Here is a 20,083-nt window from a genome sequence, read left to right as displayed (position 1 = left end):
AATTAAAGTTCTTTTCGATATAACTTAGGAAAGCAACGTTTATGAGCATTTATATAAAGATAAGCAGTTAAAAAAAGCGATTAAAAGCACTTCATATTCAGCTATTTACAATAATTTAAACTTATTAATTTTAAATTAAACATAATTTCAAATAATATCATAATCAACAAAGGCCATTCGATATGCTTACCGAACGGCCTTTGCCACTAACTAACTAAAAACACTGTTTTACTTTACGATAAATTTCTTCGTCATGCTTGCGCCCGTTGCGGTGGTAAGGTTTACGATGTACGTGCCCGCGCTCAGTTGCGGCAAGCCATACTCGTTGTACGAGCCTTCGAAGGTACCGATCCTTGCAACGGACTGTCCCAGCATGTTTATTATTTCCATGCTCTTCAGATCTTCATTGGTCGGGTTCAGCACCACGATCTTCTTTCTTCCCATGGCATAATAAAGGTTAATATCTTCAATGTTTTCTTCTATCTGCGACAGCGTTTCGCTTTGCTGTTGCTGGAAAACGATCTCGAGCCTATCGTTAAATTCACCTTCTTCGGATGAGAACTCAAAAGGTTGCTCTTCATTTCTTAAATCGAAATATTCACCAGTTAAATTATCCTTTATATACAGCTCTTGGGCCTCAGGGATATTTTCCATTTCGGAAACCTTTATGGTATAGTTATAGCTTCCCGAAGTTTTTAGTACCAGCGGTACCGCCTTATCCTCAGTAATTGGACCATAGGCCTGCATGGTCATCAGTTCATCTTCTAGAGCAAGGTTGAGGTCATCGCTGTATTCCTCTACATTTTTAGAATCGTATCCGTAATCATAATCGTCCGATGTATCTTCGCTAAAGCCCAGTAATAATTCTCTCCTGGTGGCAGGGCCATCAACTGAATTGAACTCTAAACGTATTTTTTGCATTGGATCCTCTTCTGGATCTGAATTTTGCTGTTCAGTTACATTTTGCGAATTAGAAGTGCCCCTAAAGAACACCGACCCATTATTATAAGACCCGTTGGCGTCTGATTCTTTAATAAACACTCGTTGGCTGTTTTTAAAAACTATATTGCCACTGTTCTCAATCTCTGTCATAAACCCTTGCCCTACCGGCAAGTACCTTGATGGTGTCTTGGTGCCGTCTTGGCTGCCATTGGTCTCACCTTCGATGCCCACAAACTGATATGCCCTTACCGAGCCCAGTTTATTGACCTGTGCGTAGCCTCCGTTATATTCATCGAGATAATGAGAGCTTCCGCTCCATTGCTGCCAAAGCTGTATCGTACCGTCTATGACACCGATATTGTCATCGATGAACTCATGGATGTCCAAAGCAGATGGATATGGGTTGCCCAACAGGTAGTCCGTTTTAGAAACCGCGGGAACGGAACCGCTTCCGCCAGTATCCGTGACCGGTACGACTATGGTACCGTTATTTGGTTTTCCCTCAAACAGATATTGCTGTTCCGACCCTGATATACCGGTGCCCTTTTGGGTGTAACCGACGCCTGGCTGCAGTGCCGTGTTCTCATCAAAGCCTTCATAGTCATAATAGGTGACGCCGTTTTGGTACTTGTACAGCCAGAACCTGCTTATCTTGCCCGTCTCGTCATAGGCATCGGTAAACTGAAAGCTACTGGCGTCGGCCTTTTTGAGCATGTTCAGGCTATGGCCCGAATTATTGGGGTTGTTGTTCGTCGTATTGTTGTCCGTTAAGCTTGTCGCACCTTGACCCCCAACCGGTGAGGCCCAATAGTTGTACCAATATTTGTTGTTGGCCCCTTCTTGTCGACGCTTAACTCTACCGCTGGCAGAGGTCACCAAATCACTGGTAACGGTCTGAACCAACTGTGAATCGTCCATTAGATCCAAGGTGCCGTTCAGTTCTAGGTACCAATTGTTCTCCACCTTGTTGTCACCGTTGATGGTCAAGGTCTTATCGGAGTCTATCAGCAGTGCCAGGTTGGTGTGCGACGCTGAGGATGTAACATTATGCTTAATGTGGACAATGCCCCAGTCCTTGTTGCTCGGTACATCTTCAATGTCCCAGACATCGCCGTGCAACCATGTCCCTTCATTTGTCCAGTCGCCATTGCCGCCCGTCTCATAGGGCATTGGCGCGGTCTGTTCCTGTACCGTCCTGATATTCATCAGCTTTAGGGTCCTGCCATTTCCCGAGAGGTCCGTCGTGGTACTGCTCTTTATATCGGTCATTGGCCAGTAACCCATAAGGCTCGACCATGGCACCGTCTGAAGGGTCTTGGTGTCCTTTATCTGTTTCGGTGTGACCTTCCCCTTTACAAGTCCATTGTCCGCTTCTATCTCCTGATAGACCATTTGTCGTATCTGTTCTTCTGTAAGTGCTGAATCGAATATTCTTACCTCGTCGATGTCTCCCGCAAAATACTGCTTGTTGGTATAGTCCATCGATCGGCGGCCAATTTCAAAACTGCCGTTCCAAAGACCCGATGAGCTCAGCGTCCTGCCAACGAGGCCAGAATTGGTCTGCTGGCCCTGCTCCTCCCCGTCAACATAAAACACCAGTTTACCTGTAGAATTTGAGAACGTGGCGGCCAAATGGTGCCACTCTTCATAATTTATATTCGTACCGCTTATGCCCTGCTGGCTTCCCGCAGTGGTGCGCATTGAAAAACGAAGACCGTTGCCTCCCTGGACGAAGATCTTAAACGCATCCCCCTCACCAACTATCGTGGCATAGGTGTTCCCCGAATTTGAGGGGTCTATCTTTACCCACGCCATTATCGTCAGCTCCCTAAGGCCCTCAATAAGACTGTCGCCGCTCAGATAATCGTCGTAACCATCAAAATCTATCGTGGCATTTTCATGGTAAACATCCAAGTCATCCCTGTAGTCTAAATCACCTCCTATATATAAATCCCCATCGGTGTCTGGTAATATCGACGCTTCAGGTGAATTAATATCATCATTAGGATCCGTTGGATCATAAGTTACAGAACCTTCAAAAAGTATATCTAGTCCATCGTCATCGGAATCTGAAAATGTGGTAATACTATTTGCCATTCCATTTTCTTCTATGTCAGGAAAGCCATCACCATCTGTATCTAAATCTAAAACATCAGGAGTATTATCTCCATCTGTATCAATTGAACTTAGGCCTTCACCGTAATTATAATCTATTCCTGTTTTTTGATTAACATTATTACTAGGAGCAATATACCCCAATGTTGTCTGTGCTTCGACGTTATCTGGGATACCATCATTGTCACAGTCTAAATCTAAATGGTTGTATTTACCATCCCCATCAAAATCTTCACCTGTAATAATAATCAAAGAATTAGCATTAAAATCTAAAAACTCACACTGTGTGAATGACATTCCGAACTGGCGCAGATTAGATCCAGTAGTTGTTTTATTGACAAGTTGCATTCTCATTTCGAAAGAATTGCCTATGAACTGATAATATGCTCTTAATATCTTTAAAGTTGAGAAACCTGGTCCTTCTTGTTCACCATTAGCACTAATTTGAATATTATTACTACCCAAATCGGTGACCTCTAAAGCAGTTGGATTCTCAGTTCCATAGGCCGCAACATCATAATATACATGCGATTCTTGATAATTTGATCCTCCATCGACATCCCAAGAAATTCCATTTATTCTATACACTTCTACAGAAGGAGTGGTTGTTCTTGAATCTACGATGGTAAATTTAAACCTCGCTCCAGGTGTACCGGTCCCAGTCATTGTCAGTTGGGTTTGGAGATACGAAGGGTTATCAATTGTGTCAACATCAATATCGCTAATCGTTGTATTGTCTAATTCTAAGACCTCCAATAAAACATCTTTTCCTTCAATAGCATTCCCAAAACGGTAAACTGCACCTACAGTACCTTCAGAACCACTACTGGCCGCAGCGTCATACGCTCCATTTTCAAAAACGAGTGGTGGAAGTGTACACTCGAATCTATCTTCACCAATATTTTCAGCACCATCAGTTAGCCCGTCACCATCATCATCATAATCTAAATAGTCTGCTATTCCGTCCTGATCCATATCTGGTTCAGCATTACATTCAGCAGCACCACCAGATACATTAAAGTATAAATTCTGACCCGCTGTAGTCGCACCAGTACCATCATTATTAATTACTGTAACTCCAGCAACTTTAACATTTACACTACTGCTAGACCAACCGTCATTATCATAATCATAAAGCTTTACATAGTAGTTATTTCCGTCATCAACACATCCAAGGTTATATTTGACCACATATTTGTCCGTACCACCTGTTTGAGTACCAGAATAACATTGGGTATCATCGCAAATAGAAATCACTAAATCATTAGCAGCATTATAGAGTTCTAATTTGTGGTTATAGGATTCGCTTTTCCATTTTACCTTAACTATCACCTTAGAAGTTTGGGCATAGAAAGTACTAATTAGCATTAAACTAGTAAGAAAGCACAAAAGTAATTTTATCTTCATAACATAATGGTATTAATAGTTTGGGACTATTATTATGTACTGTGATAAAATCTTTAATTCAATGGAAATGAATAGTAGGAGGGATATAACTAATTGTATGACAAACCTTTATTATAAGTTTCACCATACCGTACAATAGTAGTCATTTATAAAAAAGCGCACAAGACATTTTGTTAAAAAAAACGATGAAGTGTATCAAAAATTCGATAAAGTGTTTATTTCGAAAAATGAAAACCACAAAAACACCGATTAAAAACACTTGTTTTTCAGTGAATTAGACTATAAAACCTATCAAGTCTTCAATTTTTGAGACTAACTGAATCTTAATTTGTGTGTTCTTTATGGAAATCTTATTATACTTAGAAACAAAAATACTGGAGAAGCCTAATTTCTCCGCTTCTAATATGCGCTGTTCAACGCGTTGAACCGGTCTTATTTCACCAGATAAACCTACCTCAGCAGCAAAGCAGTAATCGCTAGGTAAAGCTACGTCTTCATTAGAAGATAAGATTGCAGCAACAACGGCTAAATCTATTGCCGGATCATCAACCGTGATTCCCCCAGTTATGTTTAAAAACACGTCTTTTGCGCCTAAACGAAAGCCTGCTCTTTTCTCTAAAACTGCCAACAGCATGTTTAAACGCTTAGCATTAAAACCCGTCGCGGAACGTTGAGGAGTTCCATAAACTGCGGTGCTTACTAATGCTTGTACCTCAATCATTAAAGGTCGTAAACCTTCAAGGGTGGCGGCAACTGCGTTGCCAGAAAGTTCTCCATCTTTTTCAGAAATTAAAATCTCTGATGGGTTAGAAACTTCTCGCAAACCAGAACCTTGCATTTCATAAATGCCCAATTCGTTCGTTGAGCCAAAGCGATTCTTATGTGCTCTTAGAATTCTGAAAACATGATTGCGATCGCCTTCAAATTGTAAAACGGTATCTACCATATGCTCAAGAATCTTAGGTCCGGCAATATGACCGTCTTTTGTAATGTGCCCAATCAACAAGACTGGTGTTGCGGTTTCTTTAGCAAATTTGATCAGTTCGGTAGTGCATTCTTTAATTTGAGATATACTTCCGGCTGAAGACTCAATATAATCACTATGCAACGTCTGTATAGAGTCTATAATTACCAAATCTGGTTCTAAGGCTTCTATTTGTTTAAAGATGTTTTGGGTTTTAGTCTCTGTGAGGATATAGCAACTATTGTCATTGGGATTGATACGTTCTGCACGCATCTTAATTTGTTTCTGACTTTCCTCCCCAGATACGTAAAGTGTTTTGTAGTTTAATTTTAAGGCAATTTGAAGTAGTAAGGTACTTTTTCCTATGCCTGGTTCACCTCCTAAAAGTGTTAACGAACCTTGAACCATTCCACCTCCAAGAACACGATTAAATTCTGCGTCATGCATGTTTAGGCGTGCTTCTTGCGAAGTATCTATCTCATTAATTTTTAGTGGTTTTGAGACGCGTTTGGTAGATGAGCCTTGAGGCTTCCAATTACTTTTTTCAGGTTTTTGGATAACCTCCTCAGCAATGGTATTCCATTGCTTACAAGATGTGCATTGTCCTTGCCATTTGGCATATTGACTACCACAGTTTTGACAAAAAAAGGTTGTTTTTACTTTAGCCATTTTCAGTTTCCAATTAAATCGGAAATCTTTTAAAATTTTAGAACAGCTAAATTAATATAATTTTAGTTGATGTCTTTAAACCAACTGATTATTGCGAAAACTTTTATCGTAGCTAATTTTGAAGGTATATTAGTAAATAGAAAGTTTTTTGTTCTGTTGAACAATGCCTCAAAGAAATAGTCGGTCGATAATGAATTTTTCTTAGTTTTCTTCATTGTCTTCCTCCTCTCCTTCTTCTTCTTTATCTGCATCCACAATGGTAAGTTCGTCAATTTTAGAGAAGATAAAATCTCTATTAATATGGCTCACATCATTAAGTGTTAAAGCAGATTCGTATAACTTTTTAGCTTTTTTGGTCTTACCAACTTTTTCTGAATATTGAGCGAGGTAGTATGTTCCCAATAATGATTCTGGATTTAATTTTTTTGCCAGTTTTCCTATTTTCTCTAAAGACTCCAAATCATTTCGTTGCTCGGCAACTTTAACTACTTTTTCAAATTCTTCTTCTGTGATTGGTTTTTTTATTCCGAATAACTCTTCAATCCTATCGTATCTATCTACCAAATACTTGTCTAAAGTACCTTCATAAGTCAATACTTTTTCTTCTAGTTCTTTCTCACGGAGTGGTTTGTACAATTCAAAAATCTTGTCAAACGATTTAGCAATTGCACTGTTAACAAGTGTGTAATGCGTATCATTCTTAAAATCATCAAAATAATAAGTTAAATATTGGTTTTTAACTTCTGAAATCTGAGAATTGGCGTTTAAAACAGCTTCTCTTATATAGGGCAGATCTTTATCTGAAGTCGCCATATAATAAAAGATATCATCCTTAAAAAACTCTAATCTTTTACCTAAATAGTCTCTTACAGTACCAGATAAATCTGGACTAATGCATACGTAAGCATTAAATAATGGATCTTCTTTAAATAAATAAGAATTTATGAAATTGCCCATTAAATCATGGCCGACTGCAACCCTAAACTTACTTGTATTGAACTTTTCATCTAGATAAGGTATTAACTCTTCTGCCACAAAATCGTGAAAACGTAAGCCAGATTCTTTAGGTAAGCCAGTGACCTCATCACAATAGCCATCATAACGTCTTTCGCTACCTTGTACAACACCAACTATTATAGAGCTTGGCATATCATCAAAATAGGTTTGAAAATCTACTTGGCCAGCTATGGGCTCAAATAAATAATCACCATCAAAAACAATAATTAAAGGATATTTAATTTCTGAGGATGGATCGTAATCCTTTGGTAGTTTAATTTTTAGTTGACGAACCGAATTTAGTTTTGATGAATTTATTTCATCATAACTAATCTGAGCGCATAATGGCATGCAAAAAATAAATGCCAGAACTATTAAAATAGTCTTTCTCATTTTTAAGTAGGTTTAGCTTTGGGGTACCAAACATACTAAAATATCGTTAAGTTGTGAATTTTTTTCGATGAACTGCAATTAATCTTTCATCGCATCTTGTATATCGTACATTTTTTCGAGCATCATTTCCTTATCAATATACTGAGAAGGCTCTAGCAATAATCCGGCTTTGTAGCGTAACAGTGCTTTTCTTAGGTTGCCTTCCTTTTCGTGGAACATTCCCATATAATAAGCACTGAGCATAGATTTAGGAAATTCTTTCTTAACCAACCTTGCCAACTTCTCTAAAGATTCTAAATCATCGCGCTTTTTGCAAGCAGCTGCAATAGCTCTAATGTCATTTTCTATCAATTTCTTTTCAAAACCGTAAAAGTATTCTATGTCTTCGTACTTTTTCATTAGGTAGTCGTACGGTGAGCCTTCATAAGTCAATACTTCTTCATTGTATTCTTTTCCATTAATGGGTTTATATAAAGCAAATATTTCATTTAATGCTTTTGGAATTCCTCTCCCTACCAAAGAATAATGGTTGGCATCTTCAAAATTGTCAAACTTATAGTGTAGTTTGCCATTTTCAATAGATTTTAATTTGGCGTCACATTCTATTATTGAATTTCTTAAAACCTTCAAATCTGCATCTGCCGTTGCCATGTAATAAAATGTTTCTTGCTCTAAAATTGATAAGCGTTGCTGCAATCTTTCTACCATTTGTGGTGCTAAATCTGGGCTCAGGCTTATGTATGCCCTAAACATTGGCTCATCTTTAAACAAGTAGTAGTTGATGTAATTAGCACTCATATCGTGCCCTACAATTACTCTAAACGGAGAGGCTTTGTAATTTTCTTCAATGAAGGGAATCAATTCTGCTCCCATAAATTCGTAGAAATCCGCTCCTTCGTTTATGGGCAAATTTGTCTCTTCGGCATAGAAAAAATCATCTGTTCTAGATGTCGCTTGTTTTACACCCACCACAATGCAATCTGGTATATCTTCCCAATAGGCTTGGTAATCTATATTACCAGCAACTGGCTCAAATAAATAATCCCCATCTAAAACGATAACCAAAGGATAAGTGCGATCCGCTTCTGGATCATAATTTCTTGGTAATTGAATTTTTAATTCACGTTTATCATCAAGCTTATATGAATCTATAGTTTCATAAATTGCTTGTGCTTGGGTATTACATGTGATTAGAAATAATATAACAAGTCTATAAAAATTCTTCATGTTGTAGATTGACTTAAAGTTGAAGCAAGGTAAAAAATATTTTTATACGCTGGTTTTCTTTCTGTTATAGATTGGTAAGTATATCAAAGACAGGCCGCCAAGAACTATAATGACCAAAGTCTGAGAAGACCACATAATCCAACCGAAGGCTCTACTTGGATCTTCTGGTATATTAAACAGCGTAAATGCAATCACTATAGCTTCCGGAAAAGAGCCTATACCTCCATTTGTTGCTGCAATACTGAAACTTGCTAAAATAAAGCCTATCAATACACCGGCTAGTGATATGTTGCCCAATTCTGGCAGTGCTAATGTGGTGACATAAAACATAGATAAATACAGTACCCAAATAAATACAGTATAAAAAATAAATGCCCATTTCTTTTTCATTTTAAATATGCTCAATGCACCTTCAATAAGTCCTTTAACAAAGCTTTTTACTTTTAAAGCAAATTTTGAACTGCTTCGCCTTATAAAAAAGTACAATCCTAAAACTAGCAACAACAATATTGTTCCGCCTATAAGCAAAGTTGTGGGATTAAACTTTTCCATAAAGAAACTATAAATGAACTCAAACTCTAAAACGAGGGCTATTCCTATTATTAAGAGTAGCATTAAGGTGTCAGCAACACGTTCTGCTACAATGGTACCAAATCCTTTGTCAAAAGGCACGTCTTCATATGTAGCTAATATTGAAGCTCTGGCTACTTCACCTGCTCTTGGTATTGTTAGATTAATAAGGTAAGCTGAATACACAGCCATAAAACTATTGGCAAATTTAGGCCTGTAACCTAATGGTTCTGCCATAAACAACCAACGATAAGCTCTACACACATGACTTAATATACCTAAACTCACTCCTAAGATTATCCAAAAATAGTCTGCATCCTTAAAATATTGAATAAGTTTTGATACGGAGATTTGAGACAATGAATACCATACCAAAACTACTCCTAAGAGCAAGGGTAAAACAACTTTTAGGATGGATTTTGGTGTGCTCAAGAGTTTATTTTAGAAGATTGTTAGCTTCGTTTGGGAACACCAAAGACGGCTTAAAGGTTTTTGCCTCTTCCATATCCATAAAGGCATACGTAATTAAAATTAAAATATCACCTACAGCCACTTTTCTTGCCGCAGCTCCATTTAGGGTTATTTCTCCACTATTACGAGGGCCAGGAATACAATAGGTTTCTAATCGCTCCCCATTGTTGTTATTTACAATCTGAACTTTCTCTCCTTGTATAATATTGGCAGCATTCATTAAATCCTCATCAATAGTTATACTACCAATGTAATTAAGGTCAGCACCTGTACATTTAACGCGATGTATCTTAGATTTTACAACTTGAATTTGCATGGGACTAAGGTAATTAATTTAAGGCGATATTGTCTATAAGTCTTATATCACCTGCATATACAGCTATAAAAGCTCTATAGGTCTTTTTTGTTGATTTTCGTTTTACTGGTTTTAGGGTTTCTGTGTCTGCAATTATAAAATACTCTAGCTCTAAAAGCGGTTGTTGCTTAAATTGCTCTTCTACCCATTCCGTAACTTTTTGAGCACTTTTTGTGCCAAACTTGTTCTTGGCAGATTTTAAGGTTTTATAGATAAATGGAGCTACATTTCTATGGTCTTTTGTCAGTCTTGAATTTCTAGAGCTCATTGCCAAGCCATCTTTTGCTCTATGGATTGGACAACCTATTACTTTTACAGGTATATTATGTAATTCTACTAGTTTTTTAATGATCTGCAATTGCTGAAAATCTTTTTCACCAAAGTAAGCTCTATCAGGTTTAACAATTTCAAACAAACGCTTTACAATAGTACCTACACCATCAAAATGACCTTCTCTAAAAGCGCCTTCCATTTCGTGCTCTAAGCCATCAAAAGTAAAGGATTGGGATTGTACATTATTGTTGTAAATATCCTCAACGGTTGGTGCATAAACCACAATATTTGTATCACTTACAGTTCTTAAAAGTGATACATCAGCATTTAATGTTCTTGGGTATTTAACAAGATCTTCTTTATTATCAAATTGAGTAGGATTGACAAAAATACTTACTACTACAAAAGCATTGTCATGTAATCCTTTTTCAACCAAAGACAAGTGCCCATTATGAAGCGCACCCATTGTTGGCACAAACCCTATGGAGCTTCCATCTGCCTTAAGGCCATCTACATGACTAGATAATTCGGTTTGATTGTGAAAAATTTTCAACTCTATAACAAAAAATTAACGCGTGCAAACATAATATTTTACTAGCAATCTGCACAAATTTTTGTAATTTTGCATGTTTTTTACTCTTAATTTTCAAAAGCAGTAGATTTATGAAAGATAAACGAATATTGTATGTGTCGTCGGAAGTTGTTCCATATTTACCAGAAACGGAGATTTCTTCAATGTCCTTTGAAGCTCCAAGAATGGTAAACAAACAAGGAGGACAGATACGAATATTTATGCCTCGTTTTGGTAATATTAACGAAAGAAGGCACCAACTTCATGAAGTTATAAGGTTATCTGGTATAAATTTAGTCATCAACGATTTGGATATGCCTTTGATTATTAAGGTAGCTTCTATTCCTAAGGAACGCATTCAGGTTTATTTTATTGATAACGAAGATTATTTTAAGCGCAAAGCTACTTTGACTGACGAGGATGGTAATCTTTTTCCAGATAATGATGAACGTGCTATTTTCTTCGCAAAAGGGGTTATTGAAACAGTAAAAAAGTTAAACTGGGCTCCGGATATTATTCATGTAAATGGATGGCTAGCCTCATTATTACCGCTATATCTTAAAGAATTCTATAAAACTGAACCGTTATTTACTGAAAGTAAAATTGTGACTTCCGTGTACAATCAAACCTTTGACGGAACGTTAGATAAAGGTATGATAGATAAGGTGAAATTCGATAATTTGGACGAAGAAGCTATAAAACCTCTTGAAAAGCCAAATTATATTAATCTAATGAAGATTGCAATTGACAACTCTGATGCTATTATTAGAGGCTCAGAATCATTGCCAAAAGAATTAGACACTTACATTAAAAATTTAACAAAACCTGTTTTAGATTTCCATTCTATTGAAGAATTTGCAGATCCTTACACGGAGTTTTATAAAGAAACTGTGCTTAACAGTTAAATAAACCTATGAAAAAGAACAAATTTGCCCTTCAAATAGCAGTATTTGCACTGATTATAACAAGTTTTATTGCCTGCGATAAGGACTTTTCAACATTAGAATCAGACATTTTAAATGATGATGTTGCAACTAATTTCGATATTCTTTCAGATCAATACGATATCATCACATATACAGATGCATTAGAGCCAGTACAAACAAATGGTCTTGGCCTTAACACTTTAGGTGTTTATGACGATAATACATATGGCAGAACAACATCTAGTTTTGTAACTCAATTAAGTACTACTTTTGGTGCAGATTTTGGAGATGTGGTTAAAATTGACTCTGTTGTATTATACATACCCTATTTTGGTTCAATTGAAGAAGTAGATGAGGACGATAATGTAACTTATGAAATAGATTCAGTTCTTGGTAGAGAACCAATAAGGTTAAGTTTATTTGAGAGCAACTATTTTATTAGAGATTTTGATCCAAATGCTGAATTTGATGAAACGCAGGCCTATTTTTCAAACAAATCTGCATCAGCAACTGAACCGATTTCTGATGCTGTCTTAGAAGGTACACTATTGCCATTTGTTGATTACAATGAGACAACTGAAGAATTTGATCCAATTGATAATATCATCGAAATTTCTGAAGAAGGATTTGTTTTAACAGGTTTAGATGATGAAGGAGAAACACAAGTAACTCAAAGACAATTTCCTGGTATAAGAGTGCAATTAGACACTACATTTTGGCATAACAAAATTATTGATAAAGAAGGTGACCCAGTTTTAGACAGCCAAAACAACTTTTCAGAATATTTTAGAGGTCTTTATTTTAAAGCTGAGCCCGTAAATGATGACGGCAGTTTTCTTATTCTTAATACTGGTGCACAAACTTCTAATATTACTATTTATTATACCAGATTAACAGCTTCTACTTCGGACGATGAAGATACAACTGAACAGGCGTCTATAGTTTTAAGTTTTGGTCCCAATAGAATCAATTTTATGGATAATGAATTTACCTCTCCAATTAACGATGGAGATGAGACCAATGGTGATGACAGATTGTTTTTAAAAGGTGGTGAAGGATCCATTGCAAGGATTAAGTTATTTAATGGAGAGGACTTGGATGAAGATGATAACACCATGAATACTTTTGAAACTTGGAAAAGTGAATTTGTAGAAACTGATGAAGACGGTAAGTTTGTTAGAACTAAACGATTGGTTAATGAAGCTAACTTAGTTTTTTATGTGGATCAGAATATGGTAGATGGAAAAGAGCCAGATCGTCTTTTTCTGTATGATATAGATAATAAATCACCGTTGACAGATTTTTTTATTGACCTTACCAATAATAGTTTACCTTCGTTTTCAAAGTTTAACCATCTTGGCCCTTTGCAACGCGTTGATGATGAACCAACTGGAGACGGTATCAAATATAAGTTTAGGATTACAGAGCACATTAATAATATCTTATTAAGAGATTCTACTAATGTTGAATTAGGTTTAGCTGTTTCATTAAATGTTAATTTAGAAGACATATTAGCACAAAGACGAGTACAGACAACTGATGATTCTGAATTTACAACACCAACGAGTTCAATAATAACACCAAGAGGTACAGTATTGCATGGAAACAATACTGAAGATGAAAGTAAAAAAGTGTATTTAGAGATATATTACACAGAACCAAATAACTAAAACATTAACCTATGTGTGGAATTGTTGGATACATTGGCCATAGAGAGGCATATCCTATAGTAATTAAAGGACTTCAAAGACTAGAATATCGTGGTTACGATAGTGCTGGTATCGCTCTTTATGATGGCACCAATATTAAACTTTCAAAAACCAAAGGAAAAGTTTCTGACTTAAAGGAACGTATAGAAAGTGAAATTTCAACCAATGGCACACTTGGTATTGGCCATACACGTTGGGCAACTCATGGTGTTCCAAATGACGTAAATTCTCATCCACACTATTCCAATTCTGGTGATTTAGTTATAATTCACAATGGGATTATTGAAAATTATGACTCTTTAAAGAAAGAGCTCATTAAGAGAGGTTATACTTTTAAATCAGATACAGACACTGAAGTTTTAGTCAACTTAATAGAAGACGTTAAAAAGAGCGAAAACCTTAAGCTTGGTAAAGCGGTTCAAATTGCATTAAACCAGGTTGTTGGAGCCTATGCTATTGCTGTTTTTGACAAAAACAAACCTAACGAAATTGTAGTTGCCAGACTAGGTAGCCCATTGGCGATAGGTATTGGTGAAGACGAATTCTTTATAGCCAGTGATGCTTCTCCATTTATAGAATATACAAAAAACGCCATTTACCTAGAAGATGAAGAGATGGCGATTGTTAGAAGAGGTAAAGAAGTAAAAGTTAGAAAGATTAAGGATGATGCACTCGTAGATCCTTACGTACAAGAACTTCAGCTTAATCTTGAGCAAATAGAAAAAGGTGGCTATGACCATTTTATGCTTAAGGAAATACACGAGCAACCAGATGCCATCTCCGATACATTTAGAGGTCGTTTGTTAAGTAATGAAGCCATGGTAAAACTTGCTGGTGTGGAGGATAACATGAAAAAGTTTCTTGCTGCTGATCGTATTATCATTGTAGCTTGTGGAACATCTTGGCATGCAGGTTTGGTAGCTGAGTATATTTTTGAAGATTTAGCAAGAATACCTGTTGAAGTAGAATACGCTTCAGAATTTAGATACAGAAATCCTGTTATTACAGAAAAAGATATAGTTATTGCAATATCACAATCTGGTGAAACAGCAGATACTTTAGCAGCAATTAAATTAGCGAAGTCTAAAGGAGCTTTTGTGTTTGGAGTTTGTAATGTAGTAGGTTCTTCTATTGCAAGAGAAACAGATGCCGGAGCTTATACGCATGCAGGTCCTGAGATTGGTGTTGCTTCAACAAAAGCATTTACAACCCAAATTACAGTTTTAACTTTAATGGCCTTACGATTAGCAAGGGCCAAAGGAACTATTTCGAGTTCAGAGTTTAGACATCATTTAATTGAATTGGAAACTATTCCAAGTAAAGTTGAAGAAGCTTTAAAATCTGATGGCTATATTCAAACTATAGCAGATATATATAAAAATGCTACTAATTTCTTGTATTTAGGTCGTGGCTTTAATTTTCCGGTGGCTTTAGAAGGAGCTCTTAAATTAAAAGAGATTTCTTATATACACGCTGAAGGTTATCCTGCCGCAGAGATGAAGCATGGTCCTATTGCTTTAATAGATGAGCAAATGCCTGTGGTTGTCATTGCGACTAAAAAAGGACATTACGATAAAGTAGTAAGTAACATACAAGAAATAAAATCTAGAAAAGGTAAAATTATTGGTATTGTTACTAAAGGAGATACTAACGTTAAGGAATTAGCAGACCATGTTATCGAAGTACCGGAAACGTTAGAGTGTCTTTCACCATTATTAACCACTATACCTTTACAGTTACTTTCGTATCATATTGCAGTAATGTTAGATAAAAATGTAGATCAACCAAGAAACTTGGCAAAATCTGTGACCGTAGAGTAACAATTAAAAAATTCATAAATAAGAGCCAAATAATTGATGATTATTCAATTATTTGGCTCTTATTTTTTCAAAATATACTATGCGTGCATAATTTTATGAAAATTTGTTACCTACTTTTCATATATTTCTTTAAATTGCTCAACTAAAATTAACTAATTCTCTAAAATGAAGACAATCTTAAAACTTTTTACGATGCTTTTTTGTGTGGTGTCATTTGCACAAACCACAGTTAAAGGTAAAATTACTGACAATACTGGGTTACCCTTGCCTGGTGCAAATATTGTAGTAGTTGGCACCAGTTCTGGTACAGTATCGGATTTTGATGGTAACTACACTCTAACCGTAGATCAAGACCCTCCATTCTCTATTCGTGTAAGTTACACAGGTTTTGAAGCCCAAACAGTTGAAATAACAACTAACGATCAAACAGTAAATGTTACACTACAAGAAGGAAATACTTTAGATGAAGTTGTAATTTCTGCATCTCGTACACCTGAACGTATTTTCGAATCACCAGTTACAGTAGAACGTTTTGGATTAAAAGAAATTAAGAATACGGCATCTGTAGATTTCTATGATGGATTAGAAAATCTAAAAGGTGTGGATATCAATACCAATAGTTTAACCTTTAAATCCATTAATACCAGAGGTTTTGCCACATTTGCCAATACGCGTTTTATGCAATTAGTCGATGGAATGGACAACTCAGCACCAGCGCTAAATTTCCCGCTTGGTAATTTATTGGGAATGACCGAAACTGATGTTCTTAGTGTAGAATTATTACCAGGTGCATCATCAGCTTTATATGGTGCAAATGCATTTAACGGTATTTTATTTATGCGTAGTAAAAATCCTTTTGATCATTCAGGGATTAGTGGTTATGTGAAAAGAGGTATAACATCACAAGAAGCTGCTGGAGACAATCCTTATACTGATCTAGGGATTAGAATGGCCTATAAATTCAGTGAAAAATTTGCAGCAAAAGTTAACTTCGGTTATTTAAAAGGAACAGATTGGTTTGCTGTTAATGAAGACGATAAACTTAATCGTGGATTGACAAGAGATGATCCAGATTATGACGGAATAAATGTATATGGTGACGAAGTAAGTACGGACATTAACGGTGTAGCACTACTTTTAGAAGATTTAGGTTTGGCACCTCCAGGTTCTTCGGCACTTGTACCTTCACAAAATGTGAGTAGAACTGGTTACAATGAAAGAGATTTAACAAATTATAATGCTGAAAGTATCAAAGCTGATTGGGGATTATTTTTTCGTCCTTGGGAAAATGACTTCGAAATTCAATATGTTGGTAAAGTAGGTTCTGGTAATACTATTTATCAAGGTGCTAACCGTTACAACATTAAGAATTTCTTCTTGCAGCAACATAAACTAGAGATAAGAAACGATAACTTTTTTGTTAGAGGTTATGTTACAGAAGATAAAGCAGGCGACTCTTATGACATGGTATTTACAGGTATTAATATTAACAGAGCATGGAAAGATGACCAAACTTGGTTTGGTGAATATGTTGCGGCATACATTGGTGCAACTTTAGGTGGAGCAACCAATGACCAAGCTCACTCCACAGCAAGGGCTGCAGCCGATACGGGTCGTTATCTTCCAGGCACCCCAGAATATGAGGCTGCATTTAATAGAAGTGTTAATGACCCAGATTTAAATACTGGATCTAAGTTTCAAGATAATTCTAAAATTTATCATGCTGACGCCAACTATAATTTTGGTGACATGATAGATTTTGCAGAAATCCAAGTTGGTGGATCTTACAGAAGATATAGGTTAAATTCATTTGGAACTATTTATACAGATACGGATGGACCTATTAACTATTCTGAAGTTGGTGTTTACACGCAATTACAAAGATCATTAGAACTATCTGATAATGTAGAATTAAAATTAACAGGATCTGTAAGATATGATAAATCAGAATTATTTGATGGATTCTTCTCTCCTAGATTGTCTGCTGGTTTTACTATTAACGATAACCATAATATTAGAGCATCTTTTCAAACTGGATTTAGAAACCCAACCACTCAAGATTTATACATTGGGTTAGATGTTGGTAGAGCTATTCTTGTTGGTGGTGCACCAGACAACCCAGCAAGAGATGTCAGAAATTATGATTTAAGTGCAAATGGTACTGCAATAGTAGGCCAATCGAATATTGATTTCGATGGTACAGGTGCTTACAACAACTCTTTCTTTGCAAATTCTGTAGGTGCATTTTCAGCATCAGGGAACCCAGCTGCATTAGAAATTGCAAACTCTAACTTAGCACAACCTGAGCAAGTGAGTTCTTTTGAATTAGGGTATCGTGGTAAATTAGATGGTATTATAGTTGATGCTTCCGCTTATTATAATAAGTACCAGGATTTCTTAGCCAATGAAACCGTAATCGCTCCATTCTATGGAGACGTGCAATTGTCACAAACATTACCAGGTGGAACTCCTTTAGCTGTTGCTGCAATTGCGAATGGTGATTTCCAAGCATACCAGACTTATACTAATTCAGATGAAGAGGTTAATTCTTATGGTGCTGCGATACAAGTTTCTACTAAAGTTTTAGGAGACTTTGACCTAAGTGCTAATTACACGTATGCCAAACTAGATTTTGATGTGCAACAAAACCCTGATTTTAGAACTAACTTCAATACTCCTGAACATAAAGTAAAAGCGTCTTTTGGTAATACAGAGTTATTCAAAAATTTCGGTTTTAATGTATCTTGGAGATGGAGTGATAATTACTTCTGGGAAGCCTCTTTCGGTGACGGTGAAGTACCTGCTTACCATGTATTGGATGCACAAATCAATTTAAGAGTACCTAGTTTAAAGTCTACATTTAAAGCTGGTGCAACCAACTTACTGCAAGACGAGTATTTTACTGCATTTGGTACAGGATTGATTGGCTCTCAATACTATGTGTCTTGGACAATCAACAATCTATAATAACGGAAAAGAAAAATATATAAAATGAAAAAACTAAAATATATAGTGCTATCACTACTTACTCTAAGTATGGTAGCCTGCGAGAATGAACTCGTACAGGATTTAAGAGACCGAAACAATACTAATGATGAGCCACTACCAGAATTAACGGCAGGGTCGGCTGACTTTTCAAATTATGTTGCCGTTGGTGCATCTTTTACTGCTGGCTTTACAGATAACGCACTTTTTATTGCAGCTCAAGAAAATTCGTTTCCAAATATCATGTCAAATAAATTTGCATTAGCTGGCGGAGGTGCATTTAGCCAACCAATGATGAGTGATAATTTTGGTGGTTTAGCTGTTGGCGGAATGCGAATTACTGATCCAAGATTAGTTTTTGGTGGTGCTGGTCCTGTATCATTAGAGTCTTTAATTGGCCCAGTAACCGTTTCAACGGATATTGCATTAAACAACCCTACAGGTCCATTTAACAATTTAGGTGTACCAGGAGCAAAAAGTTTTCATTTAGTTGCGCCAGGTTATGGTAATTTAGCTAATTTCCCAGCAGCGGCAAATCCTTATGCAGTAAGAATGACTGGGAATACGCCTAACGCATCAATCTTAGAATTGGCGATGGCACAGAGTCCAACATTCGTTTCAATATCAGAAGTTGGAGGTAACGATGTATTGGGTTATGCTACTACTGGTGGAGATGGTTCCAACCCTATTACACCAACTGCTACTTTCGACGCATCCTTAAATGCGTTAGTTGCTGGCTTAACAGCTAATGGAGCTAAAGGAGTTATCGGAAACTTACCTAACATTACTAGTTTATCACATTTCACAACGGTTCCTCACAATCCATTAGAACCTTCTAATCCAGATTTCGGACCATTAATTCCAACATTAAATAACTTATTTGGTGCACTAAATGGTGTTTATGCGTTCTTAGAGTCTCAAGGAGCTATTGATGATGCTGCCGAAAGAACTGTAATCTTTTCAGAAACTGATGCAAGTGCCGTAGTTATAGTAGACGAGAATTTGGCTAATATATCTACATTAATAACTCAAACTTTATTGGCTAATCCTGCATTCCCTGCATTTTTAGCACAATTCGGATTACCACCTGAAGCTGCACCACAGGTTGCTGGACTCTTAGGCTTAGTTTATGGCCAGGCAAGACAAGCAACTGCTGATGACTTGTTTGTATTACCGAGCTCTTCAGTAATAGGTTCTGTAAATGCAGATTTTTTAGCATTCTTACAGAGTCAAGGTTTACCTCCTGCTGTTGCAGGTCAATTTGCAGTTGAGGGAGTAACGTTACCATTAGAAGATAAATGGGCATTATTACCAGAAGAACAAACAGAAATCGCAACAGCAACTGCAGCTTATAACGCAAGTATATCATCTGTAGCAAGTTCAAATGGATTGGCACTGGTTGATCTTAACAGCATATTGGTTGAAGCTTCTACTACAGGTATTATGTTTGACGATTATAACATGAACACAGATTTAGTGTTTGGTGGATTGGTAAGTTTAGACGGGATACATTTAACAGCTAGAGGCTACGCCTTAATGGCTAATAGTTTTTTACAAGCTATAGATGCGACATACGGCTCAAATTTTGAAGCCTCTGGAAACCTTGCTAAAGCAGGAGATTATCCAACGAATTACTCACCTACTCTACAATAGAGTAGCAATATAAATATATCTAAAAACACGCTTTTAA

General features: G+C 36.5%; 12 protein-coding genes. 5 read left to right on the top strand and 7 right to left on the bottom strand.

Features of this window, described 5'->3' with window-relative positions; translation table 11 throughout:
• Nucleotides 1-228: 228 nt before the first annotated feature.
• From SIB89_RS10485 to panC, 7 genes are all read right to left on the bottom strand, one after another.
• Nucleotides 229-4,464, bottom strand: coding sequence for a LamG-like jellyroll fold domain-containing protein (locus SIB89_RS10485; RefSeq protein WP_412559738.1), 4,236 nt, complete (start codon nucleotides 4,462-4,464; stop codon nucleotides 229-231).
• A gap of 274 nt (nucleotides 4,465-4,738) precedes the next feature.
• Nucleotides 4,739-6,097: a DNA repair protein RadA gene (gene radA / locus SIB89_RS10480; RefSeq protein ID WP_273292576.1), complete on the bottom strand. Its 1,359-nt coding sequence runs from the start codon at nucleotides 6,095-6,097 to the stop codon at nucleotides 4,739-4,741.
• A gap of 201 nt (nucleotides 6,098-6,298) precedes the next feature.
• Nucleotides 6,299-7,486: an alpha/beta hydrolase gene (locus SIB89_RS10475; RefSeq protein WP_412559737.1), complete on the bottom strand. Its 1,188-nt coding sequence runs from the start codon at nucleotides 7,484-7,486 to the stop codon at nucleotides 6,299-6,301.
• 78 nt (nucleotides 7,487-7,564) lie between these two features.
• Nucleotides 7,565-8,713, bottom strand: coding sequence for an alpha/beta hydrolase (locus tag SIB89_RS10470; protein ID WP_412559736.1), 1,149 nt, complete (start codon nucleotides 8,711-8,713; stop codon nucleotides 7,565-7,567).
• Between the two features lie 42 nt (nucleotides 8,714-8,755).
• A complete protein-coding gene (locus SIB89_RS10465) occupies nucleotides 8,756-9,715 on the bottom strand; it encodes a lysylphosphatidylglycerol synthase transmembrane domain-containing protein (RefSeq protein WP_412559735.1) in 960 nt (319 codons plus the stop codon).
• 4 nt (nucleotides 9,716-9,719) lie between these two features.
• Nucleotides 9,720-10,070, bottom strand: a complete 351-nt coding sequence (gene panD / locus SIB89_RS10460) for an aspartate 1-decarboxylase (RefSeq protein WP_273292569.1) — start codon at nucleotides 10,068-10,070, stop codon at nucleotides 9,720-9,722.
• Nucleotides 10,071-10,083: 13 nt separating this feature from the next.
• Complete coding sequence (gene panC, locus SIB89_RS10455; RefSeq protein WP_155088060.1) at nucleotides 10,084-10,935, bottom strand: pantoate--beta-alanine ligase; 852 nt, start codon at nucleotides 10,933-10,935, stop codon at nucleotides 10,084-10,086.
• A gap of 110 nt (nucleotides 10,936-11,045) precedes the next feature.
• On the opposite strand from panC, the gene SIB89_RS10450 reads away from it, so the two are divergent.
• From SIB89_RS10450 to SIB89_RS10430, 5 genes are all read left to right on the top strand, one after another.
• Complete coding sequence (locus tag SIB89_RS10450; protein ID WP_155088059.1) at nucleotides 11,046-11,858, top strand: glycogen/starch synthase; 813 nt, start codon at nucleotides 11,046-11,048, stop codon at nucleotides 11,856-11,858.
• An 8-nt stretch (nucleotides 11,859-11,866) separates the two neighbouring features.
• Nucleotides 11,867-13,549 (top strand): DUF4270 domain-containing protein, encoded by a 1,683-nt coding sequence (locus tag SIB89_RS10445; protein ID WP_155088058.1) that lies wholly within the window; start codon nucleotides 11,867-11,869, stop codon nucleotides 13,547-13,549.
• A gap of 11 nt (nucleotides 13,550-13,560) precedes the next feature.
• A complete protein-coding gene (gene glmS, locus SIB89_RS10440) occupies nucleotides 13,561-15,408 on the top strand; it encodes a glutamine--fructose-6-phosphate transaminase (isomerizing) (RefSeq protein WP_273292567.1) in 1,848 nt (615 codons plus the stop codon).
• Nucleotides 15,409-15,573: 165 nt separating this feature from the next.
• Nucleotides 15,574-18,375, top strand: a complete 2,802-nt coding sequence (locus SIB89_RS10435; RefSeq protein WP_273292565.1) for a TonB-dependent receptor — start codon at nucleotides 15,574-15,576, stop codon at nucleotides 18,373-18,375.
• 24 nt (nucleotides 18,376-18,399) lie between these two features.
• Nucleotides 18,400-20,046, top strand: a complete 1,647-nt coding sequence (locus SIB89_RS10430) for a G-D-S-L family lipolytic protein (RefSeq protein WP_273292563.1) — start codon at nucleotides 18,400-18,402, stop codon at nucleotides 20,044-20,046.
• Nucleotides 20,047-20,083 lie beyond the last annotated feature (37 nt).

Origin of the sequence: Winogradskyella sp. MIT101101 (assembly GCF_047126865.1) — a bacterium.
Classification (GTDB): domain Bacteria; phylum Bacteroidota; class Bacteroidia; order Flavobacteriales; family Flavobacteriaceae; genus Winogradskyella; species Winogradskyella ouciana.
The sequence above is the reverse complement of the archived record's forward strand: the minus strand, read 5'-3'. Positions and strand labels throughout refer to the sequence as shown.